Origin of the sequence: Streptomyces sp. NPDC004539, from assembly GCF_040610055.1 — a bacterium.
Classification (GTDB): domain Bacteria; phylum Actinomycetota; class Actinomycetes; order Streptomycetales; family Streptomycetaceae; genus Streptomyces.
The window spans coordinates 1-13,353 of record NZ_JBEXLS010000040.1 but is presented as its reverse complement, the minus strand read 5'-3'; the positions used below and the strand labels follow the sequence as shown (position 1 = coordinate 13,353).

Below are 13,353 nucleotides of genomic sequence, written 5' to 3'. Positions count from 1 at the left end.
GACCCCACGTCTCGTCCCCCGGCGTCCCGCTCTCAGCATGCCCCCGGCAGTCGTAGCCGTTCCCGGACGGTATCCGCGTCCGGGTGGTTGACCTCTTCGAGGATGGAGAGGGCCCGCTCCCAGTGGGTGCGGGCCGTGGCCGGGGCGCCGAGGGCGAGGTGGGTGTCGCCGAGGTTGCTCAGGGTGTGGGCCTGCCCCCACCGGTTGCCGACGTCCGCGTGTCTGGCGAGCGCCCGGTCGTAGTGGGCGAAGGCGTCGTCGAGGCGGCCGAGCCGGCGGTGGACGGTGCCGAGGATGTCGAGCGCGATGCCCTCCGCCCACTCGTCGCCGGTGGCGCGCAGGAGGACCAGGGCCCGCTCCAGACAGCCGATGGCGTCGTCGTACCGGGCCAGTTGCAGGTAGGCGTCGCCCAGGTTGGCGAGGATGCTGCCCTCATCCGAGGGATCGCCGGGGGCCTGCCCGACGGCCAGCGCCCGGCGGTAGTACGTGATGGCGTCGTCCGGCCGGCCGGCGAGGCGATGGGTGTAGCCGAGGTTGACCAGGTCCTGCCGTCTGCCGTACGGAAATCCGAGCTCCCGGTTCAGCGCCATCGCCTGCCGGAAACGCTCGATGGCCTCGTCGTAGCGGTGCATCTGCCTGAGCGCGCAGGCCAGGTCGTTCAGGCTCCATGCCTCGCCGACGCGGTCGTGGGAGTCCCGGGTGCCGTCGAGACTGGCCCGGGTCGTGTCGAGCCAGTCGTGCAGATGGCCGCTGAGATAGAAGAACCCCCACAGGGCCGTGGTCAGCCGCCACGCGACGTCCGCCCGGCCCGTCGCGACGGCCCGGTGCACGGCGGTGACGAGGTTGGCGCGCTCGGCCTCGCACCACTCCCGGGCCTCCCGGTGCGTGCGGAACGCCAGCGGTTCGCACGCCGCGGGTGCCGGTGCGAGGGGCGCCCGACGGCGGTGCGGGGTGAGGAGGGAGTGCGTGGCGTCGGCGGTGTACAGGTACCACGTGAGCAGCCGGTGGACGGCGGTGTCCCGTTCCGCCGGCGTCCGCCGGGCCAGGGCCCGCTCGGTGGCGTAGACACGCAGCAGGTCGTGCAGGGCGTAACGGCCCGGCACGTGCTCGGTCAGCAGATGGGCGCGGGTGAGTTCGGCGAGCGGGCCGCGGGTTCCCTGGAGCGGGAGGCCGGCGAGGGCGGCGGCGGCCGGCGCGGAGATGTCGGGCCCGAAGTGCAGGCCCAGCAGGTGGAACAGGCGCGAGGCCGGGGCGGAGAGGCCGCGCAGGGACCAGGAGAAGACGGCCCGCGCGTCGGTCGCCAGGTCGTCCCCGGCGAAGGCGTCGAGCGTGCCGTGGCTGTCGCGCAGTTCCTCGGCGACGACACGGAGGGGGAAGTGCGGACGGCCGGCGGCTCGCGCGGTGGCGATGGCCAGGGCGAGCGGGAGCCGGGTGCACGAGGTGATGATCTCCGCCACGGCCTCCGGCTCGGCCGCGACCCGGTGTTCGCCGAGCCTGCGGGCCAGGAGGGTACGGGCCTCGGCCGGCGAGAGCAGGTCCAGGAGGACGGGGCGGGCACCCTCGGACGTGAGGAGCCCGGCTAATCGGTTGCGGCTGGTCACGACGGCGACGGAGCCGGGCGAGCCGGGCAGCAGCGGGCGGACCTGCTCGGTGTCGTGGGCGTTGTCCAGCACGACGAGCGCCCGCCGCCCGGCCAGCAGACTCCGGTACAGACCCACCCGGGCGTGGGAGGCCGCCGGGACCCGCTGGGCCGGCACCCCCAGCGCGTCGAGGAAGCCCAGTACGGCCTCGTCGGGCGTCATGGCCGTGCCGGACGGGTCGAATCCGCGCAGGTTCACGTAGAGCTGGCCGCCGGGGAAGTGCTCGGCGACCCGGTGGGCCCAGTGCACCGCCAGGGTCGTCTTCCCCACCCCCGCTGTTCCCGACACGACCGAGACGACCACGGCGGCCGGCCGCTCGGCGGCGTCGGCCAGGGCTCCGTCGAGCCGGGCGAGTTCCGCCTGTCTGCCCGTGAACCCCCGTGTGGACAAAGGAAGTTGGGCCGGTACCGTCCGGCCGTGCTCCCGTTCGGGGGGAGCCGGACCGATGGCCGGGGGAGGGCCGGACTCACCGCGCAGGATCGCCTGATGCGCCCGTTGCGCCTCGGGGCCCGGCAGCGTGCCGAGTTCCTCGGCCAACCGCCGTCGCAGGACGTCGTAGCAGGTCAGGGCCTCAGGGCCACGTCCGGCAGCCTGGAGGGCCCGCATGAGCGCCACGGTCAGCGGTTCGACCAGCGGCTGCTCCTGCACGAGACCGGTCAGCTCGCCGATCACCCGCACGTGACCGCCCACGCGGAATTCGGCCTCCGCCAGCGCCAGTACCGCCTCGATCCGCTGCTGCCGCCAGCCGCTCCGGGTGCGTTCCGCCCACTCGCCGGCCAGACCCGCCAGCGGCTCACCGCGCCACAGCCCGAGCGCCTCACGCAGCAGCGTCGCCCGCTCGGCGTCCGCACGGCCCGTGGCGCGGGCCTCGCGGATCAGCCGCCGGAACCGGTGCACGTCGACGCGGTCGTGCGGTACGTCGATCAGGTAGCCGCCGGGACCGTGCCGCAACTGCCGCCGCCCGCTGCCGTCACCCGCTCCCGTGCCGCCGGGGACGGCCGCTCGGGCGAGCGACTGCCGAATCCGGGTGATGTACGCGTACAGGGAGGGCCGTACATGCAGCGGCGGGCCCTCGCCCCAGACACGGTCGATCAGCGTCTCCACCGTCACCCAGCGCCCGGCGTCCACCAACAGCGCCGCGAGGACGGTGCGTTGCTTGGCCGGGCCCAGGTCCACCGCCACGCCCTCGGCGTCGCGTAACGCGGGGGAATCCAGCAGTACGAACTCCGTCATGTACGTCCCTCAAGGTCTCGGCGTCCGCGCGACGGGCTGTGGGGGCCGCGCCGACCAGTCGGTCAAGATTTCTACAAGGTTCACGTCAAGGAACACCCCACATCGTGGCACTCCCCGCACACCCCGGCGGTCATCCGTCCGCCGAGGTGGGCCGGACACGAAAGGAGACCAGGGTGAGCAGAGCGAAGCGGCGTGTTCTCGGCATGATCGGCGCGCTGGCAGGACTGATCGGCCCGATGCTGGCGGCCGTCCCGGCGGGTGCGGCGGAGGAGCCCGCCGTCGGAGAGAGGGCCGGGGGCTCGGTGGGGATTCTCGGGGCGGCGGCCGGGTGCACCGTCAAGGACGGCACGATCTGGCCGGTGACCGGCAACTGGGACGGGGTCGGCGGAGACGGCGTCGGGTACGTCACTGTGGAGGGCGGCGTACTGCGCTGGCGTCTGAGCGAGAGCGCCTTCAGCGGGCGGATCGACTACGACTTCACCTACGGTGACGCCGGCGATGTGCCTGTCGTCGGCAACTGGGACGGCATCGGTGGGGACGGTCACGGAATCGTCCGTCCGGTCAGGGACGGCAACACGTACATGAACTGGGAGTGGCACGTCCGCGACAGCCCCTTGAGTACGAAGTACCCGGTCTTCAGCTATGGGCGCGCTTACGTCAACGACGTGCTCACCTATCGCCCGATCACCGGTAACTGGGACGGCATAGGGGGCGACGGGCCGGGGGTCGCGGGAGGCAACGCGGGCGGTTCCAAGGCGTGGCACCTGCGCAAAGGCGTCAGTGGCGGAATATCCGACTACGACTTCATCTACGGCGTCGTCGGTGATTTCCCCGTCACCGGCGACTGGGACGGGATCGGCGGTGACACTCAGGGCGTCGTCCGTCCAGGGCAGAACGCCGACACCAACCTGTACTGGCACCAACGAGAAACCTTGACCGACGGTCCCACGACCAGGAGTTTCTCCTACGGCGTTCGAGGTGACTGCCCCGTCACCGGCAACTGGGACGGCATCGGCGGCGACACGCCCGGCGTCGCCCGCGGTACGGCGAACGGGCTGGAGTGGCACCTGCGCAACACCAACAGCTGAAGCCCGCCTCGGACCGGCCGGGACACGTGCCGGAGCGCCGTCCCGGCCGGTCCGAGGCGCGGTGGGTTACGGCGTGGCGGCTCGGGTCGGCTGGGGCGGGGTCTTCAGATGCCGCCCGAAGAACCGATCCCCGTCCTCCACCTCGAACCACGGCGTCCCGGTATGGCCCCCCAAGTTGGCGTGGAGGGTCTTTTCCCGGGTGCCGAAGGTGTCGAAGAGTTGGAGGGCGCGTTCGCGGGGGTTGCCCTCGTCGTCCCACTGGAGGAGGAGCAGGAGGGGGACGGTGACGTCGGGGGCCTGGGCGCGCTGGGCGTGCGGGACGTAGCCGCCCGCGAAGAAGCCGGCGGCGGTGATGCGGGGGTCGGTGGCGGTGAGGTGGATGCCGAGGGCCATCCAGCCCGAGTAGCCGACGGGGCCGGAGATCTCGGGGAGTTCGAGGAGGGCGGAGAGGGCGGTGGTCCAGTCGGGGGCGGCCTTCTCGATCAGCGGGCCGATGAAGGATTCGAAGATGTCGTCGACAGGTTCGCCCGCCGCCAGAGCCCGCCGGAGCTCCGTCCGCGCCTGTTCCTCGGCGGCGGTGCGGGGCCGGTCGCCGCAGCCGGCGGCGTCGATGGAGGCGACCGCGTAGCCGCGCGCGGCGGAGTAGCGGGCGCGGGCGCCGAGGCGGGGTTCGTGCCGGGGGAGGCCGTTGTTGTGGGCCATCAGGATCAGGGGGAGCGGGGCGGGGGGCTCGGCGGAGCCCGGGGCGCGGGTGGAGCCGGGGGTTCCGGTGGGCTCGGGGGCCCCGGGGGTCCACAGGGTGCCGGGGATCTCGTCGAGGGTGAAGTCGCGGACGAGTACGCCGTCGTCGAGCCGTCGCTCGGAGGTGAAACGCATGGTCATGCCCTTCGGGAATGCGCGTGAACGGCGCTCCCGGACGGCCTACCGCCCGACCGTGACCCCTGAGGGGAGCACCCATGTCGATACAGCGTTCACGGGTACCACCTCCTCGTTCGTTCGCACGGCCTCGGCGAACCTAGCAGCGGCCGACGCCGGCCCGCCACGGGTTTTCCGGTACGACGCCGGCGAGGCGAACTCACTCCCCGAACCGGCCCCTGGCCTCCTCGATGTCCCCCAGGTACCGCTGCGTCCAGTCGCAGAGCAGGTCGACCGTCGCGCGCAGGGCCCGGCCCGGTTCGGTGAGGGTGTACTCGACGCGGGGCGGGATCGTGGGGTGGACGGTGCGTTCCGCGAGGCCGTTGCGCTCCAGCATGCGGAGGTTCTGGGTCAGCATCTTGTGGCTGATCCCCTCCACCTCGTCCCTCAACTCGCTGAAGCGCAGGGTGCGTTCGCCGAGGGTCTCGATGATGAGGAGGGCCCATTTGTTGGCGACGTCGGAGAAGATCTCGCGGGCGAGGGAGTCGGCGCGGCGGAGGTCGGAGCCTTCGGGGAGGCCCTGGAGCTCTTGTTTGGTTCCCATGGCGGGCTCCTGTTCCGAGGGGGGTGTCTCGTGGGTGTCGGCGGGCGGTGAAGTAGCCACAAAAAAGTGGGTACTTGGCGGCGGGCGCCGGCCGGGCGAGGCTGACGGGGCGGGCGACCGGGGGACGCTCAGGGCCGCCCGGTCAGTCTCGCGAGCCGTTCGTGGCCCCAATCGGCAAGCGGGCCAAGGGCTTTGGAGAGGTCATGGCCGAAGGGGGTCAGGGAGTACACGGTCTTCAGCGGCAGGACGTCGTGGACGTCCCGGTGGACCAGCCCGTCCGTCTCCATCTCGCGCAGCGCCTGCGTCAGCACCTTCTCGCTGAGGCCGGGGAGTCTGCGGCGGAGCTCGCCGGGGCGGGTGGGGCCGGACTCCAGGAGCCACAGCAGGCTCGTCTTCCACTTGCCGTCGATCACGGCGATCGCGGCGGTCACTCCGCAGACGTTCGTGTCCTGGGCGCGGCTGCGCGTCATGTCCTCTCCGTCCCGTTCGTCCCGCCAGTACATCCCACAAGTTCACCGCACCTGTCCATCACGAAGGAATCGAACTCATGTCTGATGTCATACCTCAGTCTGTCACCGTGCTCGGCCTCGGCCCGATGGGCCGCGCGCTGGCCGGGGCGTTCCTGGACGCCGGTGTCCGCACGACCGTCTGGAACCGGACCCCGGGCCGCGAAAGGGAGTTGGCCGCCCGAGGGGCCGTCTGGGCGCCCTCCGTGGCGCAGGCCGTCGCGGCGAGCCCGCTGACCGTCGTCTGCGTGGTGAACTACGACGCCGTCGACTCGTTCCTCCGGCGGGACGCGGTCGCCGAGGCGCTGCGCGGACGTACGGTCGTCAACTTGAGCGCGGACACCCCCGATCGGGCCCGCGACCTCGCTAACTGGGCGGCCGGGCACGGGATTTCGTACCTCGACGGCGCGATCATGACCCAGAACACGGTGATCGGCACCCCGGCCGGCGTCTTCCTCTACTCGGGGCCCGCGGGCCTGTACTCCCAACACCGTCCGGTCCTCGACCGGTTGAACGGCACCCACACCCACCTCGGTGACGAGATCGGCCGCGCCGCCGCCTACGACATCGCCCTCCTCGACATCTTCTGGACCACCATGGCCGGTTACGCCCACGCCCTCGCCGTCGCCCGGGCGGAAGGCGTCACCGCCGGCGAACTCGCCCCCTTCGCGAGCGGCCTCACCCAGATCCTCCCGCCGATCTTCACCCAGACGGCCGCCGAGTTCGACACCACCGACTTCACCTCCTCCGGCACCGACAACCCCCTCACCTCCGCCGCCTCCACCCTCTCCCACATCGCCCACACCTCCGAGTCCCACGGCATCGACGCGACCCTCGTCCGAGCGGCCGAATCCCTGACCCACCACACGATCACCCTCGGCCACGGCACGGACGGGTTCATGAGAGTGGCGGAGGTGCTGGGCCGGGGCTGGAAGAACTCGGCCTGACAGAAGCCGACTTGAACCACCACACCGACGGCCCACCCGGACAGCGGCCGACCCCCCCGCTGTCAGTACCCACCCCTACCCTTCCCCCGACCCACCGACGACCAAGGGGAGCCCCGAGTGATCGAGCGCATTCAGGAAGCCGTACAGGCGCGGGACGCCGGGAAGCTGGGGGAGCTGTGGGAGGAGATCGGGGTGGACGGGGACGCGTTTCACCGGTGTGTGCTCGCTCATCACATGGCGGATCTGCAAGACGATCCACATGACGAACTCGCCTGGGATCTCAGGGCGTTGGAGGCCGCCGGACAGGTCGGCGACGAGCGGGTCAAGGAGCATCACCCGGCGTTGGCGGTGCGGGGCTTCTATCCGTCGTTGCATCTGAACCTGGCCGCCAGCTATCAGAGGACGGGGGACAAGGAGCGGGCGCGGAGTCATGTCGCCCAGGCTCAGGGGTACTTGGACGCGCTCGCGCCGGACGCGTACGGGGACATGATCCGGGAGGCGCTGGGGCGGCTCGCCGGGGAGTTGGGGGAGTGATCTGGGTCACGGGTGTCACACGGCCCGTGCGGTCGGTGTCTTGAGGCCGAACCCCCTGGAACGGAGGAGAGACAGTGAGCGAGAAGACCGAAGTGGTCGTGGTGGGTGGCGGGTACGCCGGGGTGATGGCGGCGAACAGGCTGACGCGGCGGACGGACGTCGCGGTGACGCTGATCAACCCGAGGGCGGAGTTCGTGCAGCGGATCAGGCTGCACCAACTGGCGGCCGGCACGCACGACGCGGTGACGGAGTACGGGAAGGTGCTGAACGAAAGGGTGCGGCTCGTCGTCGACTCGGTGAGCCGGATCGACGCCGGTACAAGGACGGTGACGACCAGTCAGGGACCCGTCCGCTACGACTACCTCGTGTACGCCGTCGGCAGCGCGAGCTCGGCCCAACAGATCCCCGGCGTGAGGGAGTTCGCCCACCCCCTCGCCACCCTGGAGGACGCCCGCACCCTCCGCGCGACCCTCGACGCCGCCCCCGACGCGACCGTCACGGTCGTCGGCGGCGGAGCCTCCGGCATCGAGACGGCCGCCGAACTCGCCGAACAGGGCAGGAAGGTGACGCTGATCTGCGGCGCCACCCTCAACCCCTACCTCTCCCCGAAGGGCCGCAGGACGATCGCGGCCCGCCTCACCCGCCTCGGCGTCACCGTCCTGGAGGGCCCCCAGGCGACAGAGGTCACGCGGCACACCGTACGACTCGACGACGGCCGCGAGATCGAGGGGCAACTCGTCGTCTGGACCGCCGGGTTCGGTGTCCCCGACCTCGCCGCCCGCAGCGGCCTCAGCACCGACCCCCTCGGCCGCCTCCTCACCGACGAGACCCTGACCAGCGTCGACGACGTACGCATCGTCGCGGCCGGCGACTCCGCCGCGCCCTCGGGGCGGCCGTACCGGATGGGCTGCCAGTCGGCGGTCCAACTCGGTCCGCAGGCGGCGGAGACGGTGCTCAGCCGGATCGCGGGGGATCAACCCGCCCCGGCGGACGTCGGGTTCGCGGGCCAGTGCATCAGCCTGGGGCGCCACACGGGCGTCTTCCAGTTCTCGCACAAGGACGACACGGCGAGGAACCTCCACCTCGGAGGCCGCACGGGCAGCGGCGTCAAGGAACTGGTCTGCCGCAGCACGGTGTGGCAACTCTCCTACGAGGCAAGGAAACCCGGCGTACGGACGTGGTGGAGCAAGGACCCGAACCGCCGGCAGACCCTCGCCACCGCCACCGAGCCCACCCCCGTCACCGCCCCCTGAAAGAGAGACGATGACCGACCCGGCCACCGACGCCTTCGTCGCCCACCGCAACCTCCTCTTCACCGTCGCCTACGAGATGCTCGGCTCGGCGGCGGACGCCGAAGACGTCCTCCAGGAAACGTGGTTGAGATGGGTGAAGGTCGACCTGGACGAGGTGCGCGACACCCGCGCGTACCTCGTCCGGATCACCACCCGCCAGTCCCTCAACCGCCTGCGCACCCTGTCGAGAAGACGCGAGTCGTACGTCGGCCCCTGGCTCCCCGAACCTCTGCTCACCACCCCCGACGTCGCCCAGGACGCCGAACTCGCGGAGAGCATGTCGATGGCGCTGATGCTCGTCCTGGAGACCCTCTCCCCGACGGAACGCGCCGTGTTCGTCCTGCGCGAGGTCTTCGACGTGCCGTACGAGGAGATCGCGGCGGCCGTCGACAAGTCCCCCGCCGCCGTACGGCAGATCGCGCACCGCGCCCGGCGGCACGTCGACGCCCGCCGCCCCCGTCAGACGGTCACACCCCGGCAGACCCGGGACGCCCTGGACGCGTTCCGCGCGGCGCTCGACTCGGGCGACCCGCAGGGCCTGCTGGACGTCCTGGCCCCGGACGTCGTCATGGTGACGGACGGCGGCGGCGTCAAACAGGCCGCCCGCGTACCGGTGTCGGGCGCCGACAAGGTCGTCCGCTTCATTCTCAGCTACGTCGCCAGGCACGTCGTCCTCACGTCCCGCCCCACCTTCGTCAACGGCTCCCCGGCGCTCGCGATGTACGTGGACGGCGAGCTCGACGGCGTCATCGCGTTCAGCCACGAAGGCCCCGTCATCACGAGCCTGTACTACGTCCGCAACCCGGAGAAACTGACCGTCTTCGCCGCCGGTACCCCCGTCGACCTGCCCTGACGGTGCCCGAGGGTCAGCGTGTGACCGGCTCCTGCGGGGCGACGGTGGCGCCGGTGCGGGACCCCGACTTCTCCGTCTTCTCCGCGGAGGGCGACGGGGTGGGTTCCGCGGCCAGGGACGAGGCGTCCGACGGCCGCTCGACGACGGTGTCCGAGACCCCCGGCGAGGGGACCGGGTCCATGGAAGGGGTCGCGTCCCGCACCGGCGGGTGCGTGTCCGCGGTCGAGGGGCCCGGGACCGGCGAGGTGGCGGCCCGCTGGGACGGGGGCGCCGTCGGTGAGGGGACGGTCGCCGGAGGCGGCGCCAGCGGCGGGGACTTGTGCACCGGGGGCCCCGACGTCGACGTCAGCGGGAGCGCGATCAGCAGCGCCGCCGCACAGGTCGCCGCCGCCGCGAGGACCGTACGCGCCTTGCGGCGCCGGGACTTGCGGCGCAGCGCGGTGAAGTGGCCGGACGGGGGCGGGAGATGGGACGCGGGCGGGCGCAACAGCTCGACGAGCGGGTCCTCCTGGCCGCCGCCGGTGCTCCCGTCGGCGTCAAAGCGTGTGGTCAAGGCTTCTCCTCAGGTGGGCGCGGAGCAGCTCGCGGGCCGCGTGGAGGTCGGCCTTGACGGTTCCCTCCTTGCGTCCGGTCAGGGCGGACACCTGCCGGATCGGCATGTCAGCGTAGTAGTGCAACAGGATCGGGACCCTCAGTCGTTCGGGCAGGGACTGCACCAGCAGCATGACCGACGGGTCGCCCTGCTCCGGCGCCGGGCGCAGCGCCTCCTCCGTCCGCGCCCGCCGCATCGCCCGGCGCTCCCGTTCCGCCTTGCGCCAGTGGTCGCGGACCAGGTTCGCCGCGGTGACGTACAGGAAGCCCTGCGGCTCCTCCACCTTCGTCCACCGCGACCACAGCCGGGTGAACGCCTCCGAGGCGATCTCGTGCGCGGTCTCGTCGTCGTCCACGAGCCGCCGGCACCAGCCCGCGAGCCGCGGGTACAGCGCCGTGAACAGCTCCGACGCGTCCTCCTCGCGCGAGCGCGACCGGGGCCGGGACCAGGGGAGGGATCGGGGGCGGTTCAACGCTCTCCAGGGGGAGTGGGGGGTCGGATCAGGGCTGGGGCCGGGGTCCGGGCCGGGGTCCGGCTCGGGTGGGAGGATGCCGGTACTACGGGTACGGGTTCCCCCGTACCCGTAGTACCGGTGCGACGTCTCGTTCACAGGCGCCCCGCCCCCCACCCCGCCCTCACCCCCGCTTCAGCTCGGCGAACACGATCACGTTGTCCGCGTATCCCTCGCCGGTCCGCGCACCCCCGCAGGTGATGAGCCGCAGCTCGGGGCGCACGGTGTCGCCGTACACCTCCTGGGTCGGGAACGCCGACTTCGCGACCGTCCGCACGGACGTCACCCGGAACACCGGCTCCCGGCCGTCCGTCAGCCGGGCGACCACCTCGTCGCCCCGGCGCAGCTCGGTCAGCCGCTTGAAGACCCCGTCCCCGTACTCCCCGACGGTGACGTGCCCGAGGATCACGGCCGGCCCGGTCGCCCCCGGCACCGGCGAGTACCGGTACCACCCCGCACGGTCGTGCGGAGCCACCGGCGGCACCTCGACGGCCCCGTCCTTGCCGAGTCCGAGCGAGAGCAACGGGGTGTCGACCCCGATCGAGGGCACCCGAAGGCGTACGGGTACGACCCCGGAACGGCCCCCGGCAGCGGAGGCACCCCCGGAGCCGGACGACCCCGTGGTACCCGTAGTACCTCCGGCCGAGCCGCCTCCCGAACCCCCGGACCCCGAACCCCCGGACCCCGAACTCCCGTCACCGGCAGCCCGAACACCCCCGAGCGCGCCGGTGTCCTTGGACACCCGCACGCCCTCCCCGTTCGACCCGCACCCGACGAGCAGCGCCCCCAGCCCCGCCCCGAGCCCCGCGGCGAACCCCCGCCTGGACAGCACGGTCACTCCCCGGTCGCCCGCCGGCGCCGCACGACGACGAAGGCACCCCCGGCGAGCAGCGCGCTCCCGGCCCCGACCCCGACGAGCGTCGTGGACGACGGCCCGGAGTCCGACGGCTCCCCGACCCCGGTGTCGGCGGCACCCGACGGCACCACCGCCACCTGCCCCTCCCGCACGCTCGGCGCGGTGGTCGGCACGGCCGTCGCGTCCGTCGGCGCCTTGGTCGAGGTCTCGCTGGGCGCCTGTGTCGAGTCGACGACGCTCGGCACCGGGCTCGGCGCCTCACCGGTGCTCGGCACCGCGGAGGGCGCGGTGTCGGCGACCGCCACCCCCGCACCGGTCAGCGCGACGACCCCGGCGAGCACGAAGGCCCCCACCACACCACGAGCTGTACGACGCATATGCCTGCTCTCCCTCTTCGGTCCACCCGGGTGGGGTGGAATCGAGCGGAGAGACGAGGCAGCGGGGGTGTCAGTTGTAAAGGGATGGCAAAGTCGCTCGGGGGTACCCGTAGTACTTCAGACCGAGTACTTCAGACCAGCGGCTCGTCCCTCGGCACCAGCATCACCCGATGCAGATTGCACCGGGTCCCCTCCTCACCCGGCGGAGCCGACTGGTGTGCCTGGAGGGCCATGCTGACGAGACTGACGAGCAGGTCCGCGTCGGACTCGCAGTCGAGGTGGACGGTGACCCAGCGGGAGCCGGGGAGCAGACGGATGGCCGTGGAGGCACGGAGGTCGCGGGAGAGGCGCTGGATGGCCCGACCGGTGAGGTGCAGGTCGACCTCGTGGGCCGAGTGGAAGTGGACGATCTCGCTGTGCGCGGAACGCAGGGCGGGACCCGTGCCGCACGACGAGGTCACCGTCGTGAGGTCGGGCCAGCTTGCCAGGCGTTCATGGGCGCGCTCGGCCGGTGTCATGCTCCCATCGTCGCCGGATAACCGCCCCGCTACCAGAGGTTGAGGGTTCTGTAACCCGGCCGTGAGGTGAAAAAGAACGGAGGGCCACGGTCCGCTCGCGGTCCGTGGCCCAACAGTCCTTCGCCGCACGTCAATTGCCATGCGGCGGTCATGCGTCGGCTATGCGTCGGTCTCGGGGCGGTCGGCGTCGGCCCAGTGGGTGTGGAACGCGCCGGGCTTGTCGACCCGCCCGTAGGTGTGCGCGCCGAAGTAGTCGCGCTGGCCCTGGAGGAGGGCGGCGGGGAGGCGTTCGGCGCGCAGGGTGTCGTAGTAGGCCAGGGACGCGGAGAACGCGGGGACGGGGATGCCGCGGCGGGCGGCCGTCGCGACGATCTCCCGCCAGGGGACCTGCGCGTCGCCGATCTCCTGGGCGAACTCCTTCTCGGTCAGCAGGCTGACCAGCGCGGCGTCCTGGGCGTAGGCGGCGCGGATGCGGTCGAGGAAGGAGGCGCGGATGATGCAGCCGCCGCGCCAGATCCGGGCGACCGCGGCGAGGTCGATGTCCCAGCCGTACTCCTTGGCCGCGTCCTGGATCATCGTCCAGCCCTGGTCGTAGGCGATGACCTTCGACGCGTACAGCGCGTTCTCCACCTGCGACGCGAACCGCGCCGCCTCCGTCCGGCTCAGCGGCGGCGTCGTCCCGCCCGGCAGACCCCGGTAGGCGTCGCGCAGCGCCGTCTGCCCCGACGCGGCCCGCGCGAACGTCGCCTGCGCGATCGCCGTCACCGGCGAGGCGAGGTCGAGGGCGGTCTGGACGGTCCAGCGGCCGGTGCCCTTCTGCCCCGCCCGGTCCACGACCACGTCCACGAACGGCCCGCCCGTCGACGCGTCCGTGTGGCCCAGGACCTCCGCCGTGATCTCGATCAGGTACGAGCCCAGCCGGCCCTCGTTCCACTCCCGGAAGATCC

At 72.3% G+C, this 13,353-nt stretch carries 14 protein-coding genes and 1 pseudogene; 5 read left to right on the top strand and 10 right to left on the bottom strand.

Features of this window, described 5'->3' with window-relative positions; genetic code table 11:
• Nucleotides 1–32 precede the first annotated feature (32 nt).
• The gene (locus ABZX85_RS46080; protein WP_355883911.1) at nt 33–2,873 is read right to left on the bottom strand and encodes a BTAD domain-containing putative transcriptional regulator; all 2,841 of its coding nucleotides are present in this window, start codon (nt 2,871–2,873) and stop codon (nt 33–35) included.
• Between the two features lie 173 nt (nt 2,874–3,046).
• Here ABZX85_RS46080 and ABZX85_RS46075 point away from each other — a divergent pair, with 173 nt between their 5' ends.
• A complete protein-coding gene (locus tag ABZX85_RS46075; protein ID WP_355883908.1) occupies nt 3,047–3,961 on the top strand; it encodes a hypothetical protein in 915 nt (304 codons plus the stop codon).
• Nucleotides 3,962–4,027: 66 nt separating this feature from the next.
• Here ABZX85_RS46075 and ABZX85_RS46070 read toward each other — a convergent pair whose 3' ends face one another.
• The 3 genes from ABZX85_RS46070 to ABZX85_RS46060 form a co-directional block, all read right to left on the bottom strand.
• Entirely contained in the window at nt 4,028–4,837 is an 810-nt protein-coding gene (locus tag ABZX85_RS46070) for an alpha/beta hydrolase (protein ID WP_355883905.1), read from the bottom strand.
• A 199-nt stretch (nt 4,838–5,036) separates the two neighbouring features.
• On the bottom strand, nt 5,037–5,420 hold the full coding sequence (locus tag ABZX85_RS46065) for a helix-turn-helix domain-containing protein (protein WP_355883902.1): 384 nt from the start codon (nt 5,418–5,420) through the stop codon (nt 5,037–5,039).
• Between the two features lie 128 nt (nt 5,421–5,548).
• Complete coding sequence (locus tag ABZX85_RS46060; protein WP_355883899.1) at nt 5,549–5,890, bottom strand: helix-turn-helix domain-containing protein; 342 nt, start codon at nt 5,888–5,890, stop codon at nt 5,549–5,551.
• A gap of 77 nt (nt 5,891–5,967) precedes the next feature.
• Here ABZX85_RS46060 and ABZX85_RS46055 point away from each other — a divergent pair, with 77 nt between their 5' ends.
• The 4 genes from ABZX85_RS46055 to ABZX85_RS46040 all read left to right on the top strand — a co-directional run bounded on the left by ABZX85_RS46055 (nt 5,968) and on the right by ABZX85_RS46040 (nt 9,552).
• Nucleotides 5,968–6,873, top strand: coding sequence for an NAD(P)-binding domain-containing protein (locus ABZX85_RS46055; RefSeq protein WP_355883897.1), 906 nt, complete (start codon nt 5,968–5,970; stop codon nt 6,871–6,873).
• Nucleotides 6,874–6,990: 117 nt separating this feature from the next.
• On the top strand, nt 6,991–7,407 hold the full coding sequence (locus tag ABZX85_RS46050; RefSeq protein ID WP_355883894.1) for a hypothetical protein: 417 nt from the start codon (nt 6,991–6,993) through the stop codon (nt 7,405–7,407).
• 74 nt (nt 7,408–7,481) lie between these two features.
• Nucleotides 7,482–8,660: an FAD-dependent oxidoreductase gene (locus ABZX85_RS46045; RefSeq protein WP_355883891.1), complete on the top strand. Its 1,179-nt coding sequence runs from the start codon at nt 7,482–7,484 to the stop codon at nt 8,658–8,660.
• 10 nt (nt 8,661–8,670) lie between these two features.
• Entirely contained in the window at nt 8,671–9,552 is an 882-nt protein-coding gene (locus ABZX85_RS46040; protein ID WP_355883888.1) for an RNA polymerase sigma-70 factor, read from the top strand.
• 13 nt (nt 9,553–9,565) lie between these two features.
• Here the strand turns inward: ABZX85_RS46040 and ABZX85_RS46035 are convergent, their stop codons facing one another.
• The 6 genes and pseudogenes from ABZX85_RS46035 to ABZX85_RS46010 form a co-directional block, all read right to left on the bottom strand.
• Nucleotides 9,566–10,105 carry a hypothetical protein gene (locus tag ABZX85_RS46035; protein WP_355883885.1) on the bottom strand — a complete coding sequence of 180 codons (540 nt, stop codon included), beginning with the start codon at nt 10,103–10,105 and terminating at the stop codon, nt 9,566–9,568.
• The gene (locus tag ABZX85_RS46030) at nt 10,089–10,616 is read right to left on the bottom strand and encodes an RNA polymerase sigma factor (protein WP_355883882.1); all 528 of its coding nucleotides are present in this window, start codon (nt 10,614–10,616) and stop codon (nt 10,089–10,091) included. Before ABZX85_RS46030 ends, ABZX85_RS46035 begins: the two co-directional genes overlap by 17 nt.
• A 163-nt stretch (nt 10,617–10,779) precedes the next feature.
• Nucleotides 10,780–11,493, bottom strand: a complete 714-nt coding sequence (locus ABZX85_RS46025; RefSeq protein WP_355883879.1) for a class F sortase — start codon at nt 11,491–11,493, stop codon at nt 10,780–10,782.
• Entirely contained in the window at nt 11,490–11,888 is a 399-nt protein-coding gene (locus ABZX85_RS46020; protein ID WP_355883876.1) for an LPXTG cell wall anchor domain-containing protein, read from the bottom strand. Before ABZX85_RS46020 ends, ABZX85_RS46025 begins: the two co-directional genes overlap by 4 nt.
• 131 nt (nt 11,889–12,019) lie before the next feature.
• Nucleotides 12,020–12,406 (bottom strand): luciferase family protein, encoded by a 387-nt coding sequence (locus tag ABZX85_RS46015; RefSeq protein ID WP_355883873.1) that lies wholly within the window; start codon nt 12,404–12,406, stop codon nt 12,020–12,022.
• Nucleotides 12,407–12,565: 159 nt separating this feature from the next.
• Nucleotides 12,566–13,353, bottom strand: a pseudogene (locus tag ABZX85_RS46010) (NADP-dependent phosphogluconate dehydrogenase); the annotation flags it as partial.